Origin of the sequence: Campylobacter concisus, assembly GCF_003048615.2 — a bacterium.
Classification (GTDB): domain Bacteria; phylum Campylobacterota; class Campylobacteria; order Campylobacterales; family Campylobacteraceae; genus Campylobacter_A; species Campylobacter_A concisus_C.
On record NZ_CP049263.1, the window covers coordinates 145,054 to 165,987 of the forward strand.

General features: G+C 39.4%; 23 protein-coding genes. 9 read left to right on the forward strand and 14 right to left on the reverse strand.

Features of this window, described 5'->3' with window-relative positions; all coding sequences use genetic code 11:
- Window positions 1–116: 116 nt before the first annotated feature.
- On the reverse strand, window positions 117–689 hold the full coding sequence (locus CVS89_RS00745) for an SMI1/KNR4 family protein (RefSeq protein WP_103597830.1): 573 nt from the start codon (window positions 687–689) through the stop codon (window positions 117–119).
- 99 nt (window positions 690–788) lie between these two features.
- Between CVS89_RS00745 and CVS89_RS00750 the strand changes: the two genes are divergently transcribed.
- Complete coding sequence (locus tag CVS89_RS00750) at window positions 789–1,718, forward strand: PQQ-binding-like beta-propeller repeat protein (RefSeq protein WP_107848251.1); 930 nt, start codon at window positions 789–791, stop codon at window positions 1,716–1,718.
- Between the two features lie 40 nt (window positions 1,719–1,758).
- Here CVS89_RS00750 and CVS89_RS00755 read toward each other — a convergent pair whose 3' ends face one another.
- The 6 genes from CVS89_RS00755 to glmM form a co-directional block, all read right to left on the reverse strand.
- The gene (locus tag CVS89_RS00755; RefSeq protein WP_004317286.1) at window positions 1,759–3,198 is read right to left on the reverse strand and encodes an acetyl-CoA carboxylase subunit A; all 1,440 of its coding nucleotides are present in this window, start codon (window positions 3,196–3,198) and stop codon (window positions 1,759–1,761) included.
- A gap of 116 nt (window positions 3,199–3,314) precedes the next feature.
- Complete coding sequence (locus tag CVS89_RS00760) at window positions 3,315–3,860, reverse strand: hypothetical protein (RefSeq protein WP_107797475.1); 546 nt, start codon at window positions 3,858–3,860, stop codon at window positions 3,315–3,317.
- Window positions 3,861–3,869: 9 nt separating this feature from the next.
- Window positions 3,870–4,304 carry a CopD family protein gene (locus CVS89_RS00765; protein WP_004317437.1) on the reverse strand — a complete coding sequence of 145 codons (435 nt, stop codon included), beginning with the start codon at window positions 4,302–4,304 and terminating at the stop codon, window positions 3,870–3,872.
- Window positions 4,305–4,313: 9 nt separating this feature from the next.
- Window positions 4,314–4,676, reverse strand: a complete 363-nt coding sequence (locus tag CVS89_RS00770) for an NINE protein (protein WP_107805591.1) — start codon at window positions 4,674–4,676, stop codon at window positions 4,314–4,316.
- The gene (lspA, locus tag CVS89_RS00775) at window positions 4,666–5,118 is read right to left on the reverse strand and encodes a signal peptidase II (RefSeq protein WP_107848252.1); all 453 of its coding nucleotides are present in this window, start codon (window positions 5,116–5,118) and stop codon (window positions 4,666–4,668) included. Before lspA ends, CVS89_RS00770 begins: the two co-directional genes overlap by 11 nt.
- The gene (glmM, locus tag CVS89_RS00780; protein WP_021086624.1) at window positions 5,111–6,451 is read right to left on the reverse strand and encodes a phosphoglucosamine mutase; all 1,341 of its coding nucleotides are present in this window, start codon (window positions 6,449–6,451) and stop codon (window positions 5,111–5,113) included. Before glmM ends, lspA begins: the two co-directional genes overlap by 8 nt.
- Window positions 6,452–6,608: 157 nt before the next feature.
- Here glmM and rpsT point away from each other — a divergent pair, with 157 nt between their 5' ends.
- The 4 genes from rpsT to CVS89_RS00800 all read left to right on the forward strand — a co-directional run bounded on the left by rpsT (window position 6,609) and on the right by CVS89_RS00800 (window position 10,612).
- Complete coding sequence (gene rpsT / locus CVS89_RS00785) at window positions 6,609–6,878, forward strand: 30S ribosomal protein S20 (protein WP_004317319.1); 270 nt, start codon at window positions 6,609–6,611, stop codon at window positions 6,876–6,878.
- A 14-nt stretch (window positions 6,879–6,892) separates the two neighbouring features.
- A complete protein-coding gene (gene prfA, locus CVS89_RS00790) occupies window positions 6,893–7,960 on the forward strand; it encodes a peptide chain release factor 1 (RefSeq protein WP_004317452.1) in 1,068 nt (355 codons plus the stop codon).
- 311 nt (window positions 7,961–8,271) lie between these two features.
- Complete coding sequence (locus tag CVS89_RS00795) at window positions 8,272–8,691, forward strand: TOBE domain-containing protein (protein WP_107848253.1); 420 nt, start codon at window positions 8,272–8,274, stop codon at window positions 8,689–8,691.
- A gap of 355 nt (window positions 8,692–9,046) precedes the next feature.
- Window positions 9,047–10,612 carry a flavocytochrome c gene (locus CVS89_RS00800; protein ID WP_107848254.1) on the forward strand — a complete coding sequence of 522 codons (1,566 nt, stop codon included), beginning with the start codon at window positions 9,047–9,049 and terminating at the stop codon, window positions 10,610–10,612.
- A 29-nt stretch (window positions 10,613–10,641) separates the two neighbouring features.
- Here CVS89_RS00800 and CVS89_RS00805 read toward each other — a convergent pair whose 3' ends face one another.
- Together CVS89_RS00805 and CVS89_RS00810 are read right to left on the reverse strand one after the other, a co-directional pair.
- A complete protein-coding gene (locus CVS89_RS00805) occupies window positions 10,642–10,869 on the reverse strand; it encodes a winged helix-turn-helix domain-containing protein (protein WP_021092590.1) in 228 nt (75 codons plus the stop codon).
- A 1-nt stretch (window position 10,870) separates the two neighbouring features.
- On the reverse strand, window positions 10,871–11,236 hold the full coding sequence (locus CVS89_RS00810) for a diacylglycerol kinase (RefSeq protein WP_103590891.1): 366 nt from the start codon (window positions 11,234–11,236) through the stop codon (window positions 10,871–10,873).
- A 53-nt stretch (window positions 11,237–11,289) separates the two neighbouring features.
- On the opposite strand from CVS89_RS00810, the gene CVS89_RS00815 reads away from it, so the two are divergent.
- Window positions 11,290–12,048, forward strand: a complete 759-nt coding sequence (locus CVS89_RS00815; protein ID WP_107848255.1) for an exodeoxyribonuclease III — start codon at window positions 11,290–11,292, stop codon at window positions 12,046–12,048.
- On the opposite strand, the gene CVS89_RS00820 is transcribed toward CVS89_RS00815, so the two are convergent.
- Both CVS89_RS00820 and CVS89_RS00825 read right to left on the reverse strand, forming a co-directional pair.
- On the reverse strand, window positions 12,045–14,465 hold the full coding sequence (locus tag CVS89_RS00820; RefSeq protein WP_107848256.1) for a GGDEF domain-containing phosphodiesterase: 2,421 nt from the start codon (window positions 14,463–14,465) through the stop codon (window positions 12,045–12,047). The genes CVS89_RS00815 and CVS89_RS00820 overlap by 4 nt on opposite strands.
- Window positions 14,455–15,327: a cytochrome-c peroxidase gene (locus CVS89_RS00825; RefSeq protein WP_103644015.1), complete on the reverse strand. Its 873-nt coding sequence runs from the start codon at window positions 15,325–15,327 to the stop codon at window positions 14,455–14,457. The genes CVS89_RS00820 and CVS89_RS00825 overlap by 11 nt, the downstream gene beginning before the upstream one ends.
- Window positions 15,328–15,462: 135 nt before the next feature.
- On the opposite strand from CVS89_RS00825, the gene CVS89_RS00830 reads away from it, so the two are divergent.
- The 3 genes from CVS89_RS00830 (at window position 15,463) to CVS89_RS00840 (ending at window position 17,864) form a co-directional block, all read left to right on the forward strand.
- Window positions 15,463–15,894 (forward strand): type II secretion system protein, encoded by a 432-nt coding sequence (locus tag CVS89_RS00830; RefSeq protein WP_103644014.1) that lies wholly within the window; start codon window positions 15,463–15,465, stop codon window positions 15,892–15,894.
- Window positions 15,895–16,018: 124 nt separating this feature from the next.
- Window positions 16,019–16,456 carry a type II secretion system protein gene (locus CVS89_RS00835; protein WP_107848257.1) on the forward strand — a complete coding sequence of 146 codons (438 nt, stop codon included), beginning with the start codon at window positions 16,019–16,021 and terminating at the stop codon, window positions 16,454–16,456.
- Between the two features lie 76 nt (window positions 16,457–16,532).
- Window positions 16,533–17,864 (forward strand): MATE family efflux transporter, encoded by a 1,332-nt coding sequence (locus tag CVS89_RS00840; protein ID WP_103575552.1) that lies wholly within the window; start codon window positions 16,533–16,535, stop codon window positions 17,862–17,864.
- On the opposite strand, the gene CVS89_RS00845 is transcribed toward CVS89_RS00840, so the two are convergent.
- From CVS89_RS00845 to CVS89_RS00855, 3 genes are read right to left on the reverse strand one after another with little or no spacing between them, the layout of a single operon-like run.
- Entirely contained in the window at window positions 17,845–18,651 is an 807-nt protein-coding gene (locus CVS89_RS00845) for a metal ABC transporter permease (protein WP_103579174.1), read from the reverse strand. The two genes, CVS89_RS00840 and CVS89_RS00845, sit on opposite strands and share 20 nt — an antisense overlap.
- 9 nt (window positions 18,652–18,660) lie before the next feature.
- On the reverse strand, window positions 18,661–19,443 hold the full coding sequence (locus tag CVS89_RS00850; RefSeq protein ID WP_021086647.1) for a metal ABC transporter ATP-binding protein: 783 nt from the start codon (window positions 19,441–19,443) through the stop codon (window positions 18,661–18,663).
- Window positions 19,440–20,933, reverse strand: coding sequence for a nickel/cobalt transporter (locus CVS89_RS00855; protein ID WP_103580916.1), 1,494 nt, complete (start codon window positions 20,931–20,933; stop codon window positions 19,440–19,442). The genes CVS89_RS00850 and CVS89_RS00855 overlap by 4 nt, the downstream gene beginning before the upstream one ends.
- Between the last annotated feature and the right edge of the window lies 1 nt (window position 20,934).

Here is a 20,934-nt window from a genome sequence, read left to right on the forward strand (position 1 = left end):
CCTTTTTTTGTAGTTAAATATTAGCTCGGCTAGAAAAAATTTTTATTTAAAGATATTTTAATATTTTTATTTTGGGCAATGAGTGTTACATATCGAAACTAAATTTATAAAATTTACTAAATTTGCGCCATCTCTTGCCAAAAAGGAAGTGCCACGTCGTCTGCTTGGACAAAATTTAGGAAATGCTCGGCTGATGGTAGGGTTTCGTCATTTAGCCTTGCTATATAGGTGCTGGCAAGCGCTATGAAAAATTTTTCAAAGTCACTCGCAACGCGTCTGCTGCAAAGCTTTTTATCTTCAAGTAGCCACGCATAGACCGCGCCACTCGTGCAATCAAGCAAAAATATCCAAGGATCTCCCACGGCAAAAACTATCAAATTTGCTGGGCGAGCTTCACCCTGCCACCATTTGCCACCAAACTCATCTACGCTATTTAGGCGCACTAGCTCGCTCGCGTAGTCGCCTTTACTGCCAAAACTGACATTGCAAATTTCAAAGTTGTCAAGCTCAAATTTGCTTAAAAGCTTTGTAAATTTAGCTGGGAAATTTACGCCAAGGCTCTTTTGTGCTTGCATAAACGCCAAAGCATCCTTTTGCGGCAAAAGTCTCATACCAGTTATGCCCTCTTGCTCTAGTGGCAAGAAAATTTGATCTAGTTTTCTAGCGATCTCGTCTAGTTTTAAAAACATATCGCTCCTTAAATTTGCTAAATTTGGCAAATTTTATCAAATTTAGCCTAGTGCGCTTTGAAATTTGGGTTATAATCGCCATAAATTTAAGGAGCTAGCGTGGTTAGATCATATCCTCTTGATATGCCTGGCGTGGAGTTTCGCGGGCACGGCGTGACTGGCATTTACGAGATGGACGAGTGCATTGCATTTGTGCATTTTGCTTTTGGCGTGCCTAGCGAGCTAGAGATAGCTCAAAAACTAACGCCAAACTACGTGCTACTAGATACATTTTCACGCGACTTTAGCGAGCATAAAAGATCAGTGCTAACCTACAAACAAAGCGAAATTTTTATAGCCAGCAATGCGCGTTGCTACCCAGAAAATGGCTACTTCGTGCTAAATACTAGATACTACAAGGGCTACATAAACTCCCCAGCAAAGCTTATAAAGATAAGTGACGGGCTGATGAGCGAGCTTGGCGTTGCTAAGGAGCCTGTAAAAGAGATATATAACGACGCTAAAACGTATGAATTTGATGGCTTTTGCGTGCGCATGAGCTCGCCATTTATGATGGAGTGCAAAGAAATTTTGGACGGTACAGAGTTCAAAAGCGAAGCAAAAGATGAAAATTTAAACGCTAATTTGCCGCCCAAAGAGCAGGGCGCAAGGATGGGCAAGACCATCTGGCGGCTAAAGCTTGGCGCATATCTCTATACGCCAGTTTGCTTGCACGATGGAGTGCTTTACTTTGGCACCGCTGGCAAGGGCGGCGATATATACGCCGTGGATGCAAAAAGTGGCGAAGTGGTGTTTGAGTTTAAAACCAGCGGCACGGAGCATTTTATTTGGGTCGAGAGTCAAATTTTGCTCGCGAACCGCAAAAATAAGCCAGTTTTGATAAGCGCTAAAGATGGCTTGCTATTAAAAGAGATAGAGTTTGAGAAATTTAGACTTAGCGCAGATCAGATCATGCTAGTAAGCGGTGGCAGGCTCTACGCTGTGGCAAATGACGGAGCTAAAATTTACGCAGTTTGCGCGGAAATTTAGCCTTGGCGAAATTTATCGCCAAAGCTATAATGAGATAAATTTATCTCTTCTTTTTATATCTTTTTATCGCCTCTACGATGACCTCTTCTAGGTCGTCATTTGGCTCTTTGTTCATATCATCGTAGGTGTTTTCAAGGATAGTTTTTAAGTTTTTCTCAACGTAGCTAGTATCGAAAAATCCCCTTCTAAACTCCTTACTTTTGCTGATCGTTAGCAAAAATGGGATGATAGTTCGCACGCCCTCGATGGTAAATTCTTCAAGTGCTCTTTCAAGCTTATTTACAGCAAGATCATAATCAGTCGCCTTTACGATCAGCTTTGCGATCAAAGAGTCGTAAAATGGCGGTATAGTGTAGTCTTTATAGACGTGGCTATCGACGCGCACAGATGGGCCAAGAGCTGGGTAGTAGCCCTCGATCGTGCCTGGTGCTGGGATGAAATTCTCCCAGACATTTTCAGCCGTGATCCTTGCTTCTATCGCGTAGCCGCGCGGCTTGATGTCGCTTTGCTCGATCTCTAAAATTTCACCCGCTGCTATCCTTATCTGCCTAACGACAAGATCATGTCCTGTGATCTCTTCAGTGATGCCGTGCTCCACTTGGATACGAGTGTTCATCTCCATGAAGTAAAAGTTGTTGTAGTCATCTAGCAAAAACTCGATAGTTCCTACGTTTGAGTAGCCCACAGCCTTTGCAGCGGCCACTGCGGTCACACCCATGATCTTTCTTAAATTTTCGCTGATAGAAGGGCAAGGTGCGATCTCGATGATCTTTTGGTGGCGCCTTTGGATAGAGCAGTCACGCTCGCAAAGGTGGATAATGTTGCCGTAGTTGTCACCTAAAATTTGAAACTCGATGTGGCGAGGGTTTACGACAAGCTTCTCCATAAAAACTTCATCGTTGTTAAAGTATGCCTTTGCCTCTCTGGTGCACGACTCAAAGGCATCTTGCATATCTTCTTCTTGCCAAACCTCCCTGATGCCGCGGCCGCCACCGCCACCGCTTGCTTTTAAGATGACTGGATAGCCGATGCGTCTAGCGTGCTCTTTTATGGCGTCCATACTCTCGTCATTTAGCTTTTCAGTGCCTGGAACTATCGGTATGCCGTTTTTCTTCATCAGATATCTAGCGATGTTTTTATCGCCCATTTTCTTGATGACTTCAGCCTTTGGACCGATGAAGATAAGCCCAGCATCCTCGACTGCCTTTGCAAATTCGTAGTTTTCGCTTAAAAAGCCGTATCCTGGGTGAATGGCGTCAGCTCCGCACTCTTTTGCAAGCTTTACGATAGCTTTGGCGTCAAGATAGCCCTTGATCGGATCTTCGCCCACTTGATAGGCCTCGTCAGCGATCCTGACATGCAAGCACTCGCTGTCTGGCGCTGTGTAAATTCCTACGCTTTGGATGTGTAAATCCCTACAAGCTCTGACTATCCTAACTGCGATCTCACCACGATTTGCGATAAGAATTTTATGTATCATAGGCTATCCTTTTTGAGTTTTTCTTATCATATAACTATTCGTTTTATTTTTAGATAAATTTGTTAAGTCTGGTTTTAAAATTTGAGTGCAAAGGCTAAATTTACACTCAAATTTCTTTATTTGTTGATGATTTGTGGGAAAGGTGTGGCTAGGGCTTTTTTGCTAAAGTCTTGCGACTCGATCGTGAAATTTGTAGCAAATCTTTGAATGCCCTCTTTTTTATAAGCACGCCTTTGGATGGTAAAAAGGACTAAATTTCCGCCTTGTTTGGTGTAGCGATATATCGAGTGCTCGGCTGTTGGCACGCCATTTAGGTTTGAAAATATCGTGATATCAAGATAAATTTCATTTGCCAGCGAGCCCTTTTTATAAGCCACTTTTAGCCCTTTTGCTTTTAGCTCTTTTAGATCATTTATCTTTTGCTCGACCGCTTGCTCTGGCGTAGCGTCAAATTTAAGGGTATTTAGCGAGAGCATGTAGCTAAAACTATCTATCTTCTCGCCAGGGAGCAAGTACTCCTGCGTGAATAAATTTGGCACAGGCTTGGCTGAGCCTGCTAGCGAGTAGAGTCTGTTGTCAAATTTTATCTGCATCGGCTCAAAATACTGAGTTGCTGCGAGCAAGAGCGCTGGCAAGGCGATAAATGCTAAAAATTTCTTCATCAAATTCCTTTAAAATGGATTTACTATCATTACCCAGATGATGATGAGCATCGCGATAGTTGGCACTTCGTTGTAAGCTCTAAAGAAGATGCCACTTTTGTTACAGCGTTTCTCCTTAAGCTGCTTCATGTAGCGTCCAAGGTCTAGGTGATAGATAGCCATTAAGATGACAACTAAAATTTTGACATGGATGTGACCAGTTTTTATAAGATCAGGCATCGCAATAAGTATCAATATACCAGTTACAAATGAGCCAATTAGTGCTACCCAGCCGATGTAGTGATACATCTTGTACTCCATCACCTCAACCACTTTTACAAAGTCTGGCTTGTCCATATTTTCTACGTGATAAACGTAGAGCCTTGGCTGATAAAACAGCACTGCCATCCACGAGATGAAAAACAAATAGTGGAGGTATTTTAAGTAAAGATAATATTCTGCCATAACGTCTCCTTATCTAAAAAGTATCTCTTTTCTAGCTTCAAATTCAGCCTTGCTGATCGCACCACTCTCAAAAAGCTCGTAAAGCCTTTTTAAGTCATCCTCTTTATCTTTTAGTTTTAGTCTCTCTTTTAGCTCGACTTTTTGTAAATTTTTCTCAACATAAGCGCCAACTAAAAATGCATCGATAAGCCACCAAATGCCCCAGATAGCTAAGAATGGTATGCCTATAATGAAATAAAACGTAGAGTAGCCAATGAAAAATAGTCCCATCATCAAAAAGCCAGTGATAAATTTACCAAGGTAAATTCTATGCGCCCCAAGCCAGCCAGTAAGTAGCCAAAGCGCGTATGCGACGTAGATATTATTTCCCACTCTCTCTCCTTTTTCTAAAACTTTGCCAAAGTATCATCACAACGCAAAGATCGATCATCACATCAGCAAAGTTAAAGACCGCAAAGTTAAACCACTTATGCCAAAAGACGTAATCCACGACGCCGCCATGGATAAATCTATCTGTGATGTTTGAGCTGCCAGCTCCTAGCAAAGCTCCAAGCCAAATAGCATGCGAGCAAAGCAATTTTTTTTCAACGACTAGATAGACAAAAACGCCTAAAATAAGGGCTATCTGGATAAATTTAAGCCACTCATCTAAAAAGGCAAACATCGAAAATGCAACGCCCTTATTATATGTAAGAACTAGCGAGAAAAACTCGCCCACCCACGAAAAACCATCTATAAATATCATTTTTATCGCTTGATCAACGATAAAAATGAGAAAAAACGCGATGAAAAATTTAATCAAATTTTTACGCATTTAGGGCTTTTACAAAAAATTTCTCAACTTCATCCATGCGTTTTTCAACTAAAGTTTGATTTTTACCTTCAAGTAAAAGTCTGATCAAATTTTCAGTGCCAGAGTATCTAAAGAGCGATCTTATGCCCTCTTTTGCGAGGCTAGCCTCAAGCTCTTTTAGCCCTTCTATCTTATCAAGCGGCTTTTTCTCTGTGATCTTTAAATTTAGTAAAATTTGTGGATACGGCTTTAGCTCGCCAAAAATTTCACTAGCTTTTTTGCCTTTTTTAAGCATCATCGCAACAACTTGCATCGAAGTAACAAGGCCGTCGCCAGTCTTAGCGTAGTCGTTAAATATGACGTGGCCGCTTTGCTCGCCGCCAAAATTTATGCCATTTTCTTTCATCATCTCAAGCACGTATTTATCGCCTACGTTTGAGCGAAGTAGCTTGATCTTGTGAGCTTTTAGATAGTCATCAAGTGCGGCGTTACTCATCACTGTAGCCACGATGGCTCCACCTTTTAGCGCCTTTTGCTCGTGCAAAAATGCAGCTAGTGAGCCAAGTATCGCGTCGCCATGCACAACTTCGCCATTTTCATCGACAACGACAAGTCTATCAGCATCGCCGTCAAATGCAAAGCCGATGTCGGCACGAAGCCTTTTTACCTCGCTTGCTAGATCCTCTGGGTGAAGCGCACCGCAGTTTTGGTTGATGTTGCTACCATTTGGCTCGTCATTTATGACGATGACATCAGCTCCAAGCTCGCTAAATACAGTTGGCGCAACCTTGTAAGCAGCTCCGTTTGCCACATCTAAAACTACTCGTAAATTCTTTAAATTTAGCTCTTTTGGGAATGAATTTTTGATCTGCACGATATATCTGCCGATAACATCGTCGATCCTCTTGTTTGCGCCGATCTCTGTCATTGTCTTTTGGGCGTTTGCGATGAGCTCGTCATCGTAGAAGATTTTTTCTATCTCGGCCTCTATCGTCTCATCAAGCTTGTTGCCAAAGCTATCAAAAAATTTGATGCCGTTATCGTAGTATGGGTTGTGTGAGGCGCTTATCATTATGCCAGCATCACAGCGCATATTTTCTGTTAAAAATGCGATCGCAGGTGTTGGCATAGGGCCTATTTGAAGGACGTTGTAGCCAACTGCAGTTAGCCCTGCAACGATGGCGGTTTCTATCATATAGCCGCTTTTTCTAGTATCTTTTCCGACCAAAATCACATTTGTCGCTGAGGTCTTTCTAAAGTAAATTCCAGCAGCCATTGCAAGGCGCATAGATGTTTGAGCTGAAAGCTTTTCGCCAGCCTTCCCACGAACTCCATCTGTTCCAAAAAGTTTCATCAATTTATCCTTTTTATTATAAAATGGTGCTATTTTATCAGAAATTATCAAATTTAAAATCTAAAATTTTATTTGTTTTAAAGCAGACTTAAATTCAGTTACAATTAAATATATTTTTCATATAATCACGGACTAAAATTATCAAAAAAGGTATATTATGGCAAACCATAAATCTGCTGAAAAAAGAGCTAGACAAACTATAAAAAGAACAGAAAGAAACAGATTTTACCGCACTAGACTTAAAAACATCACAAAAGCAGTGCGTGTAGCTGTAGAAGCTAAAGATCTAAATGCTGCAAATGAAGCTTTAAAAGTTGCTAACAAAAGCATCCACAGCTTCGTAAGTAGAGGCTTTTTGAAGAAACAAACTGCTGCTCGTCGCGTTAGTCGCCTTGCTCAATTAGTAAACACTCTAAAAGCTGCTTAATCTATTAAATTTTAATGTTTGCTGATAAACTTCATCCATTTTTGGATCGCTATGATGAAATTTCTACGCTTCTAAGCGATCCAAATATAGCAAACGATATCGAAAAGATGACAAAGCTCTCAAAAGAGCAATCATCTATCGAACCAGTCGCAACTGCTGCAAAAAAATATCTACAAATTCTAAACGACATCGAAGAGAATAAAGCCTTACTTGAGGACTCTGAGCTTGGCGAGCTTGCAAAAGATGAGCTTAAAAATTTAGAAATTTCAAGAGAGAAGCTTGAAGAAGAGATCAAAATTTTACTTCTTCCAAAAGATCCAAACGATGATAAAAATATATTTTTAGAAATTCGCGCAGGTACTGGTGGTGACGAGGCTGCACTATTTGTTGGAGATCTTTTTAACGCTTACATCAGATATGCAGAGCTTCGTGGATATAAATTTGAGATTGTTAGCCAAAGCGAGGGCAACACTGGCGGCTTTAAAGAGATTATCGTGCTTATAAAAGGCAAAGGCGCTTATTCTAGGCTAAAATTTGAAGGTGGCACACATAGGGTTCAGCGTGTACCAGAGACTGAGAGCCAGGGTAGGGTGCACACCTCGGCTGTGACTGTGGCTATCATGCCAGAGGTTGAAGATAGCGAGATCGAGATCAATCCAAATGATATAAGAGTTGATGTTATGAGAAGCTCGGGCCACGGCGGTCAGTCAGTAAATACAACTGATAGTGCTGTTAGGATCACGCACATACCAACAGGACTTGTTGTCACAAACCAAGACGGCAAGAGCCAGCACAAAAACAAAGAAGCTGCGATGAAGGTGCTAAAAGCTAGACTTTACGAGATGCAAGAGCAAGAGAGGCTTGCTAAAGAGACTAGCGAGCGCAAGAGTCAAGTCGGTACTGGAGACCGCTCAGGCAGGATAAGAACTTATAACTATCCGCAAAACCGCATAAGTGATCACCGCATAAATTTAACACTTTACCGCCTTGATGCGATCATGGCTGCAGGATTATTTGACGAGATTATCGAGCCGCTTATCACTCACTATCAAGCAGAAGCTATGCTTGAAGCTGGCATCTAAGCGCAAAATTTATAAATTCTCACCAAATCATTAAAAATCAAAAATCTACAAACTAAGATCTAAGGTCATCTGATCTTGAAACGATCTTAGTTTGTATGTTTTATAATAAAAAATAATATTTATTTATATATTTTTCAAAAATAATTTAAATTAAATTTTTAGATTTTAGTTCATTTTGTGCGATATTTTGGGCTTTGGTAAATTATAAATCTTTACTTGTGATATTAAAAAATTTTATTAATTTATCATAAGTTTGCATTAACAATAATACTCTATAATTCTGAAATATTAAATCAAAACAAGGAGAAAATATGTCACTAAGTGCAAGAAATCAACTAAATGTTGAGATATCAGAAGTAAGAACAGGTGCGGTAAATTCGCTAATAGCTGGCAAACTAGCAGGTGGTGAAGTGCTAAAAGCAACTATTACAGTTGATAGCGAGAAAGCTCTTGATCTTAAAGTTGGTAAAAAAGCTATATTTTTATTCAAAGCTTCAAGCGTTATCGTTTCAAAAGATGACAGCATAAAACTTAGCGCAACAAACCAAATTAAAGGCGTTGTTAGCGAGATAAAAGACGGCGCTGTAAATGCTGAGGTTATCATCGACGCAAATGGCAGCAAAATTTCAGCTATCATCACTAGAGAGTCAGTTCAAAATTTAGCTTTAAAAGTAGGCGACAAAGTAACTGCTATCATTAAAGCAACTCAAATAATAGTTGGCGTTAAATAATTTCTCGGAGCAAATTTGCTCCGATCTCTCTTTAAACTAATATTTTTTATTAAGCTATAAAAGAAAATCCTCTCAAAAATCTAAAAAAATTGATCTATAAAAAATTTAATTCATATTCATTTCTGGCAAATTTTAAAATTTAAATTTCTAAACTTTATGCTAAATTTACTTTAAATGCCTATTTTACGTCAATCCAAAGTCAAATTTGGATAAAAATAGTGTCAATAAATATTACCAAACTACGCTCTAATCGCACTTAGCTTTAATAAAATTTAATTTTAAAAATTAATTAGACTATTTTAATAAAAAAATCGTATAATCTAGTTAGTGAATATCTTACTTCAAAGGAGAGAGCATGAAAAATTCAGGTTTATCTAGAAGAGATTTTGTCAAATTTAGCGCTATCGGTGCTACGGCACTAGGCATGGGCGCAACAAATTTAATGGCCACACCAATGAACGAAAAAGATGTCAAATGGGACGAGGAGTATGACGTAGTCATCATCGGCTCAGGCTTTGCAGCTCTTGCAGCTGGCGTGACATCAGCCAAAAAAGGCAACAAAGTCGTTCTGATCGAAAAAATGGGTCGCACAGGTGGCAACTCTGTCATCAATGGCGGAATTTTTGCCGTTCCAAACAGCGACATGCAAAAGAAAGCTGGCATCAAAGATAGCACCGAGCTATTTATCAAAGACTGCTTGAAAGCAGGTCGCGGCATCAACCACGTTGATCTTTTGGCAAAGATCGGCGAGAGAGCGCAAGATGCTTACAAACTCACAATTGATTGTGGTGCAAAATATATCGACCAGATCACTCACGCGGGCGGTCACTCAGTGCCAAGAAGCCTTCAAACAGAGGTCGGCAGCGGCGCTGGCATCGTGCTCCCTATGACTGCGACATTTGAAAAGTTAGAGGGCGCATCGATCAAAAAAAGGACAAAATTTGATGATTTCGTCTTTGACGACAAGGGCGCAGTTGTGGGCGTCATCGTCAGAGAAAACTACAAATTTGATGGCAATTTGATGAGTGACGATGTCGAAAACAAAGGCGGCGATACAAAATATATAAAAGCCAAAAAAGGCGTCGTACTAGCAGCTGGTGGCTTTTGTAGAGATAAAATTTTTAGGCGGCTTCAAGATCCAAGGATCACACCTGAGACAGACTCGACAAACCAACCAGGCTCAACAGCGGGCGCACTTTTAGCGGCATTTAGAGCGGGTGCTTATCCAGTTCAGCCAAGCTGGATCCAATACGGCCCTTGGGGATGTGCTGATGAGACAGGCTTTGGCGTGGGATCGATGTTTAACGTAAATGGCGCTTTTCCGTTTGGAATTTCAGTCAATCCAAGAACCGGCAAACGCTACATGAACGAGCTAGCTGACCGCAGGACAAGAACAGAAGCTATGTTTAAAGTCATTCATGAAAAAGGCGAAGACGATAAAAATTTCCCTATCAACTTCTGTGACTCAAGAGCACTTCCTCACATGCTTCCAGCTCACTATGAAAAGGCTATCGCAGCTGGAATTTGCAAGAAATTTGACACACTTGATGCCTTGGCAGCTGAGTATAAGATCCCAGTTGATGAACTCAAAAAAACAGTCGCAAGATACAACGAATTTGTCAAAAAAGGCGTCGATGAGGACTTTGGCAAGCCAGTTGTTGCGACTACGACAAAGGGCATTGATATCTCAGTCCCGCCGTTTTACGCAGAGCGTGGCACGCCAAAAGTTCACCACACAATGGGTGGCCTAAATATCAACACAAAAGCTCAAGTTATGAACTCTCAAACAGCTATGCCTATACCAAATTTATATGCAGCTGGCGAGATCACAGGTGGCGTTCACGGAGCCAGCCGTCTAGGATCAGTTGCGATAACTGATTGCTTGACATTTGGTATGATCGCTGCTGAGACTATTGGCTAAAACAAGTAGTGGCAGGCATTTGCTTGCCACTATAAATTTTTAAATCTATAAACTCCGTTTTTTACCCGCTCGAAAATTTTCTTCTCTTCAAGCAGCTTAAACGTGCTTATCACGGTTGGTTTGCTCACATTTAGCTTCTCGCAAATTTCTGAAATTTTAAGCATGATAAAGCCATTTTCATCGCTTAGCTCGCAAAGTAAATTTATGATCTCTACCTTTTTCTCGCCAAGAAGCGCCTTGTAAATTTGCTCTTTCACGCTAGCTCCAAATTTTATAGCACACAGCCACGCACCAAAGCGCGCCACATAAGAAATTTGCGATCATCACAGCCGCACTTCCAGCGTCCTTCGCTGCCTTTGCTAGGGCATGATAGTCCGGGCTTGCAAGATCAGTCACTCGCTCTAGGCTCGAGTTTAGGCACTCGCAAACTAGCACAAATGCCATGCTAAAGATCAAAAATAGGTTAAAAATAAGGTCAAATTTCCAAAAAAATAGCGAGATCGTAGCTACCAAAAATATACAAATTTCTATGCGAAAGCTCTTTTCGTTTTTAAAAATTTCAGCCAAACCCTCTCTTGCGTAGCCAAAATTTTTAAAAAATTTATACGTTGGCTGGTTTCTCATAACTTTCCTTTTTGTGATTTTTGGCATAATTATAATTAAAAAAAGGATGAAATTTGAAACTTATTAGCTGGAACGTAAATGGGCTGCGCGCAGTCGTGGCAAAAGATGGCTTTGGCTGGCTTGATGAGGTTAGGCCTGATTTTTTGGGACTGCAAGAGATCAAGGTCAAAGAAGATGACGTGCCAAAAGAAATTTACAACCTTGGCTTTAAAGATATCAGTGTAAATTCAGGCGCAAGGGCTGGCTACTCTGGCGTGATGAGCCTTGCTAAATTTGACGTGCAAACGCAAAAAGCGGCCTTTTTTGACGACACGGAGGGACGAGTTTTGGAGCATAGATTTGATGATATCGTGCTTTTTAACATCTACTTTCCAAACGGCCAAAAAGACGATGAGCGCTTGGCATTTAAGATGGACTTTTACGAGAAATTTTTAGCTTATTGCAAAGAGCTTGTAAAAAGCGGCAAAGAGGTGATATTTTGTGGCGACGTAAATACCGCTCACCGCGAGATCGATCTGAAAAATCCAAAGGCAAATTCTAAAACTTCTGGCTTTTTGCCTATCGAGCGAGCGTGGATAGATGAGGTGCTAAAAAGTGGCTTTATAGATACCTTTAGAGCCATAAATGGCGACGTTGCGGACGCTTACTCGTGGTGGAGCTACCGCTTTAACGCAAGGGCGAAAAATGTCGGTTGGAGGATTGATTATTTCTTTATTTCACAAGGGCTAAAAGATAGGCTAAAAGACGCCTTTATCTTGCCAGAGGTCACCGGCAGCGACCACTGCCCAGTTGGCATAGAGATAGAAATTTAGTCAAGTCTATGTGGCTTTCCTAGTAAAAATCCTTGTGCATAAGGAATTCCAAAATTCTTTATTTGGTTTAAAATTTCTTCTGAGCTTACGAATTCGGCTACTATTTTGTAGTTTTGCTTTTTGGCAAAACTTACTATGGTTTCAACTAAAACTCTTGCATTTTCATCAAATGGGAGCTTTTTTATGATTGACCCATCGATTTTTATAACATCTATATCAAGCTCTAAAATTCGGTAGTAGTTCGAGTAGCCAGAGCCAAAGTCATCTATGGATATTTTGCAACCATATCCTTTGATACGTTTTATAAATGAATTTACTACCACATAGTCGCTAAGCTCCTCGCTCTCTAACATCTCAAAGCAAATTTTACTAGGGTCTTTGCATTCGTTTAATTTATTTTCTATAAGCTCTCTCATACTAGCATCGGCGATATCTGTATTTGATAGATTTATAGAGAACATATACTCAGGGTGCTTTTTAGCTAGATCAAAAGCATGGCTTATAACTTTTTTTGTGATTTGTGGATAGAGTTGTGTCTTCATCGCGATATCTAAAAATTCGCCAGGATAGTGTATTTTGCCATTTTGATCGATAATGCGAACTAGCACTTCATAGTATTTTGCTTCTACTTCATTTTCTTCTATATTAAATATTCCTTGCGCTTCAACTATGACTCTATCGTTTTCTAGCGCATCTTCTATCAACTGAACTACTAATTGGTTCTTGTGATATTTCATTTCGATAGCATCGTTTTCCATGTAGTAGTAGATGTTGTTGCCGTTGTCGATAGCAAGTTGGTTTGCTAGGACTGATTGCATTAGGCGGTTGGTTTGCGGGGTGTCATTTGGTAATGAAACGCCAACCACCATTTTTGCACCTGGCAAATTTTCAAATTTACCATCTACTACTACGTTTATTCTATTTGAACTAAAGTACTCTTTTATATACTCTATATCTCGTACTATATCATCACCCTCGTACCAGATGTAAAATGCATCATCTTGAAACCTGTATAGTTTTGCTTTGATATTAGAAGCGTCTACGCAAAGCTTTAGCGTATCTGCAACAGCCTTTAGCATCGCATCTATGACCTTATTTTGGTAAAAGAATCTTAGCATTTTAAAATTTTTGATGCTTAGGCAGATTAGTATCCCGTCTTTTTTAGCTTCTAAAATTTCTGTTAATGCAAAATAGTTGCCAAAACCAGTTAGCTTGTCTATTGAAGATTGTATTTTTATCTGCTCATTTTTTTGTGTTAGCTCGTTAAGCATCAAAGTTTCTTTTGTTCGGTCAAGCTTTATAGCGATATAGCCTTCTAGTTTGTTCCTAAAGAAAAAGGGATAAAATTTCACCTTTTCATATAAAAAGTCACCACTTTTTGTTTTACTTATTAGCTCGTCGCTTTCCCAAGTTTTAGCATTTAGCACAGCTTCTTTTATAGATGCGTAAAAACTTTGAGGATGCATATATGATTTTAGTATTTTAGGATCTTTACCTCTGATCTCTTTTAGTTTATATCCAGTCTTTTCTTCGAAGGTTTTATTCACGTATACAATTTTGTTATCGTTATCACAAAAGACGATAGAACTATGTCCGCTATCAACAGTAGTTTTTAAGAGTTTTATTTGCATCATATGCCTAACAGCTAACATTGTTTGATAGGCGCTAAGTATGCAAAATATTATAAAAGTGATCAGACAAAGTATTTGAACTATTTTTGCATCATTTACTAAACTTGATTGTATCGTTAGAATTCTATCTCTAAATTTCTCTATTTTATTATCAAGATTTAGCTTGTTAGCTTGATATGAAATTTCTTGTAAAGTTTTTATGTGCTGAGTAGCATAGAGCATTTTATCTAGTATGATCTGAGCTTTAGCATCATTTTTATACTCATTTTTATATGTTTTTAACTGATTTGATATGTTATCTATAAGTGTTGGATCAAGAGCTAGCGCGCCCTTTATCGCATAAAATATAGGCTCTAATTTATTTGATATGTTTAGATTACGTACTTCATATTGACTTACTAACATATACGAATTTATTGATGAGCTTACATAGTTTGCCCTTCGTGCTAGATATGCTTTTTGGTTAAATGTCTCTTTTATATCTTGTATATATTTTTTTATCTCACTTTGATGAAACAACAAAACCCCATAACTGAGCATCGATAACTCACTCAAATTTTCATCAAATAAATTTATATCTGCATTTAGATTATCGTAGTTTGTTATGCTGGCACTATTACTTAGAGAGTAGTTTATTTCATTATCTATAAATTTTAGATCTAAAATTTTATCGATAAATTTGTTATTTGTGTCAATTGATGCATTTGCCTTATATATAAAAAAAGCACTAAAGAAAAATGTGACAGCTAAAACGCCAAGTATGATTTTTATCTGCTTAGTACTCATTTAGTATCCTTGGGCGTTTGCCATTTAGCGTTAGTAAAAAAGCATATAGCGCATCCATCTCATCTTTACTAAGTTCGTGTCCAAGCTGATAGTAACTAACATAACGTAATGTCTCTTTTAGGTCGCTCATCTCTCCATGAGATAGATAAGGGGCTGTTTTTGCGATATTTCTTAGGGAAGGTACTCTTCTTAGCCTTTTATTTGTATCTAGGGCGGAAATTTTATTATGCCCAAGGTCTTGCATCAAATTCCCTCCTAAATTCCTACCGTTATGGCAAGCGACACAACCTATTTTATTAAATATATCAAAGCCTTTTTTAGCTTCGTTACTTATGGCATTATCATCACCAGATATAAAATGGTCAAATGGCGAATCAATACTTAAAACTGCTTTTTCAAACTCAACTATCGCATCAATAATATTATTAAGACTGATGCCGTCCTCATAAATTTCTTTAAATAAAATTTTATACTCAGAGATGCTGTTTACTGTATCTACTACCTTATCGTTGTTTGAGTTTAACTCTATTCTTGATGTTATAGACTCTTTTACCTGATCCTTTAGGTTTGTCTTTTTTGCATCGTTATAAAACAAATAATTTGCTGCTGCATTTAAGATACTTGGAGGATTTAGCATACCTTTTTCTGTGCTGCTTTGATTGCTTCCACTCAAATTCCAATATAAGTTATGGCAAGTTTGGCAAGAGTAGTTTTCATTTGGGCTTAATCTCTTATCGAAAAAAAGCTTTTTACCAAGCATGGCTTTTTCTTCATTGTATTTTGTGACCGTAAGTGGCTCATATGATGAATACTCGCAAAATGATATGGTAATGGTAAAAATACAAAGTATAAGAACTCTCATAAAACCTCTATTTTTATTTTTCATTTTTCTAATATCGGCAACTTTTTAAAAATTTATATCCCATTTACATATAGTTGCATTTTCTAAAATTTATGATACAATTCGCTCGAAATACACAAATTTCAAGGAGGAGTCATGAGAAAAGGTTTTACAATGATCGAGTTGATCTTCGTGATCGTTATTTTGGGTATATTAGCCGCAGTTGCTATACCAAGACTAGCTGCAACAAGGGATGATGCAGAGATAGCTAAAACTGCTACAAATATACAAACACTTATTTCTGATTTGGGTTCTTATTACACTTCACAAGGTGAATTTGCTAGTGATGCTTCTAAAATGTCAAACGTAAAAAGCCCGATAGAAATAAAAAATAAAAAGTGTTTGACAGTAGGTACTGGAAATTCAACAAGCGGAGAGATAGGACTAACCATAGGAGAAGATGGTCTTTGTGCAAAAGTTTGGGAATTACCAGGTCTAGCAAATGTCAAAACATTAATTAAAAGCAGTGACAATAAGACAACTGACACGCTTAAATTTGGTGGCATGGGTATAAATTACAATAAATAAATCTTATGTCTTTTGGCAAGGATAAATTCCTTGCCACTCTTCTTTAACTTAATTTCAAAATTTATCTTTCATTTATAAAAATTCTAGCTATAATCTCGCAACTTCAAATTTCAAGGATGAAGTAATGAAAAAAGCTTTTACTATGATCGAGCTGATCTTTGTAATTGTTATTTTAAGTATCATAGCAGTAGTTGCCGTGCCAAGACTAGCTGCAACAAGAGATGATGCTGAGATAGCTAAAGCCGCTATGAATATACAAACTCTCATCGCTGACATTGGCTCATACTACACTGCACAAGGAAAATTTTCAGCAAATATCTCTGATATGTCAAATGTCTTGCAACCCATATATGCTAAAAGAGACAAATGCTTAGATATAACTACTTTAAATAGTGCAAATGGCACAATAAGCGTTAATCTATCAACCAGTGGTCTTTGCGAAAAAGTATGGAGTTTGCCAGCACTTGAAGCTACAAAAGAGCTGATCGCTGGTACTGCTGGTGGCACTAAGGATGTGAATACTATAAGATTTGGTGGTACTGGCATAAAGTATCAATACTAAAAATTTTTACTTGAAAATTTTAAATTTAAGTCACTTTCTTTTACAAATCTTAAAGATAAAAATGTAAAATCCTGCTATGGATTTATTAAAAGACCCGCTAAATAAACTAATCATCTCGCTCTCGCTGCCAGCTGGAGTGGGCATGATGTTTAACACCCTTTACAACGTCACTGGCACATTTTTCGCCGCTAAAATTTCTACCATAGCCGTCGCTGGCATGGCGATGAGCTTTTTGCTCTATCTAAGTATCGTTGGCATCGGGCTTGGCTTTGGCTCGGCACTCACCGCGCTAATAGGCAACAGCCTAGGCGCAAACAAACCAAAAATGGCTAAACTTTACGCCTCAAATGGCATCATCTTTGTGCTAGTTTTTGCCATTTTTATGGGGCTTTGTGGCTACTTGCTAGCGCCAAATTTACTAATCCTTTTAGGCGCTGATCACCACTACATCAAAGAGGCACTTGACTACGCTGGCGTCATCTTTCTTGCAGCTCCATTTTTCTTGCTTATAAAATCGCTTAACGGCGTTTTAGTCGCGCTTGGCGATACTAAAAGCTACCGCAACTGGCTATTTTTAGGCCTTTTTATCAACGCATTTTTTTGCTATCTTTTTGCCTTTAGCTTTGCTCTTGGCGTAAAGGGCCTTGCTCTAGCAACGGCTAGCGTGCAGTTTTTAGGCATGATCTATCTCTTTCTTAAAGTAAGAAAGAGCAAGATGATAGATCCTAGAAATTTAGGCTACTTCGTACCAAATTTCGCCGTCTGGGCAAAGATACTAAAGCAAGCCTTGCCAGCTTGTCTAAACTACCTCTCAATGTCGCTTGGCTCGCTCGTGCTTTTAAAATTTGTGAGCTTTTACGGCGTCAATGCAGTGGCAGGTTATGGCATAGCCTTAAGGATCGAGCAAATTTTAGTGCTTCCAACCATCGGCATGGCAGCAGGAGTGCTTAGCATCATCTCAAGAAACTACGGCGCTAAGAGCTTTCAAAGAGTATTGCAGTGCTACAAACTATCGCTTCTTTTTTTGCTCATCTACTGCGTCTTTGCCTACATCTTTATAAGGCTTTTTGGCGAGAGCGCGATCAGGCTCTTTGACAGCACGCCAGCCGTGCTTGAGGTAGCCAAACTCTACCTTGGCATCAACTCACTTGCCTACATGGCTTACGGCACGATAAACATCTCAGGCAGCACTTTGCAGGCGATAAAACGCCCAGTGGCGATCTTTTTGCTAAATGGCTTTAGACAGCTCGTGCTTCAATGCTCGCTCTTTTACGCGGTGGTCTTTTGGTTGGGGCTTGAGATCAAATTTATGTGGCTGGCGCTCTTTTTTAGCGTCTATTTTACGGCGATTTGCTTTTTGGCTTGGACGCTTTTTAGGTTAAAAAGAGCTACGAGCGCAAGCTTTTAAATTTAAAGCTAAACGCAAAAAAGCAAAGCGAGGCGACTAAGATGATGCTAGCTCCGCCTGTGAGGTTAAAGTAAAAGCTGATCACAAGGCCGATAAAGCAAAAAATGATAGAAAAAATGGTTGAGATTAGCATCATTAGCCCTAGTCTTTTGGCAAAAATTTGCGCAATATATGGAGGTATGGTAAGTAGCGCGATTACAAGTATGAGCCCCACCACGCGGATCGTAGCCACCACGCAAAGCGCCATCATACAAACTAGCAGATAGTGAAAAAATGTCGTATTTACCCCGCGAAGTTTTGCAAATTCCGCATCAAAGCTGATCGCCACAAACTGGCGGTAAAAAAGTGCGATAAGAGCCAAAAACAAGAGGTCTAAAACGCTCATAAACGCGATATCTGTGCCGCTAACTGCAAGTATCGAGCCAAAAAGATAGCTCATAAGATCGGCGTTATAGCCAGGCGTTAGATCGATGAAAATGATGCCAATCGCCATGCCAATCGCCCAAATAGCGCCTATTACAGAGTCGATGTTTGTCTTATCTTTTAGCGTGATCGTGGCGATGATGAGCGCTAAAAATAGTGAAAATATGCTCGCTCCAAAAAGTGGCTCGAGTGAGAAGAAAAATGCAAGCCCTATGCCGCCATATGCGCCGTGTGCAATGCCTCCAGCGATGAAAGTCATCTTATTTATCACGACAAGCGAGCCTATCATGCCGCATATTATGCTTACTAAAATGCCAGCAATAAAGGCATTTTGCATAAAATTTAACTCTAAAATTTCACTCATTTTCTCTCTTTAAAATTTAAAAACATTGCTCTTTGTTTTTTCGCAGCCGCACTCGCCAAGTGCGATCTCGACATCACAAAAATGGCTATGCGTTCTAGCTAGATGCTCGATAAATTCCCTCTTTGCAAGATTTTCATGCGTTTTATGGATGTGTAAATTTTTACTCACGTAAGCGATCTTTGTAGCATAATTTAGCACGATATTTAGGTCGTGACTTACCAAAACCACGCCCACGCCATTTGCGTTTATGCCCTTTAAAATTTCATAAATTTCAGCCTGTCCTTTTGTGTCGATGCTTGCCGTTGGTTCGTCTAAGATAAGCACTTTTGCGTTTGCGCAAAGCGCTCTAGCGATATAGACACGCTGTCTTTGACCGCCACTTAGCTCGCCGATTCTCGCGTTTGCAAACTCCCTCATACCAACCTTCTCAAGGGCACTTAGCGCTAAGGCTTTTTCATCTTTTGAGTAAAAGCCAAAGATTTTTTTATCGATTAGCCCCATTAAAACGACTTCTAAAACCATCATCGGAAAACTTTGATTTGAGAGGAAATTTTGCGGCACGTAGCCTATAAATTTACTAACCTCGCTTGGCTCTTTACCAAAGAGCTTGATCTCGCCACTTTGAGGCTTAAGCAGACCCAAAATGAGCTTTAAAAGCGTGCTTTTGCCACCGCCATTTGGGCCGATTATCGCTAAAAACTCGTCGCTACTATAGTCTAAATTAATATCCTCTAAAACGACTTGTTTATCGTAGCTAAAGTTTAAATTTCTAATTTTTATAATATCTTTCAAAACAGACTCTTTTGCGTAAATGTCGTGACAAAAATGAAAAGTCCAAGCCAAAGCATGATGCCAAGGGCTGCAAATTCTGCGTAGATTTTAAACTTTTTTAGCTTAATGTTCGTGCTGATCTTTGAGCCAAAAACTGCCGCTACAAATATCACCACGCTCATGCCAAGCGCCATAAATACGCCACTTATCACGCCTGCAAAGTAGCTACCTATCTCATTTGCCAGCACAAAGACTAAGATCGTGCCTGGACAGGGCACCAGAGCCGCAGCAGCCGCTACTAGCCACTCTTCTTTGCTCTTTGGCTTTTTAGTTGAGCAAATTTGACAGCCACATTCACTTTTAAATTTTGTATTTTTACTCAAATTTTGGCTTAAATTTGATCTAAAAATATAAAATTTAGTCTCATTTTTGTTTGAAAGGTAAAATTTAATCTTTTTAACGAGCATAAAAATCGCCACAAAAAAGATCACAACTCCTGAAAACGCAGTCGTTATGCTAGCAGTGTCCTTTGTGAGGTCGCTGCTTACTTCACGAAGCAGTAAAAAGCTAGCAAAGACAAAGACAAATGCGCCCACGACGTGCAAAAAGCCGATCTTTAAGGCAAATAAAAACGCCCTTTTGTAGCTGCCTCCAGTTGCGGCAAAATATGAGCTTGTTAGCACCTTGCCATGGCCTGCTCCAGCAGCGTGCAAGAAGCCATAGCCAAATGATATAAATGCCAAAAATAGCAGCGCAAGTGGACTTTTGTAATCCACGCTTCTTAAAATTTGCTTTAGCCTATCAAGCAAGCTTAGGCTAGTTTTTGAGACGATGTCAAATTTCGCCTCATCGATCTTATCTATCTGGCTTAAATTCTCATCGCTCGCGCCTGCTACTGGCTCTTTTAGCAGCTCTTTAAGCGCTGGCTTCTCGTTGTGAGCTTTGGCTGCTTCTTTGCTTGAAAATGTAAAAAATATCAAATTTGAGTTTGAATTTGGTATCGCCCAGAAGCTTTTACCCACCAAAAATGCGTTATTTTGCGTGAATTTGAAGTTAAAATAGCCCTCCTTGTCCTCCATATCAACCGACACGACAAGGTCGTCAGCGATCAATAAATTTGTCTTAAAGCTCACGTCAAATTTAAGCCTGCCCTCGTCAAAATAGAGCTTGTACTCATTTAAATTTAGCTCGATTTTCGTGGCATTTTCGTCTTTGTAATAGTACTCAATGTCCGTTAGATAGTGCCTTGGCACGAGGTAGTCTAACAAATTTAAGCGGATCTTTCTAAGCTCTTTTTCATCTATCTTTTCATCTTGATTGAGGTCAAAATTTTGCTTCATAAGATCTGAGAAATTTTGCGAAAAGGTCCAAGTAAAGGCTATCTGCGTGATGTTATTTTCGTGTGCGACAAATTTCGCGCTAACGTGAGCTGTTGGGCTATAAAGCGAGCATAGAGCACACCCGAAGGCATTTATCGCAAGTAGGCAAATGACGATCAGGCGTGCTAACATT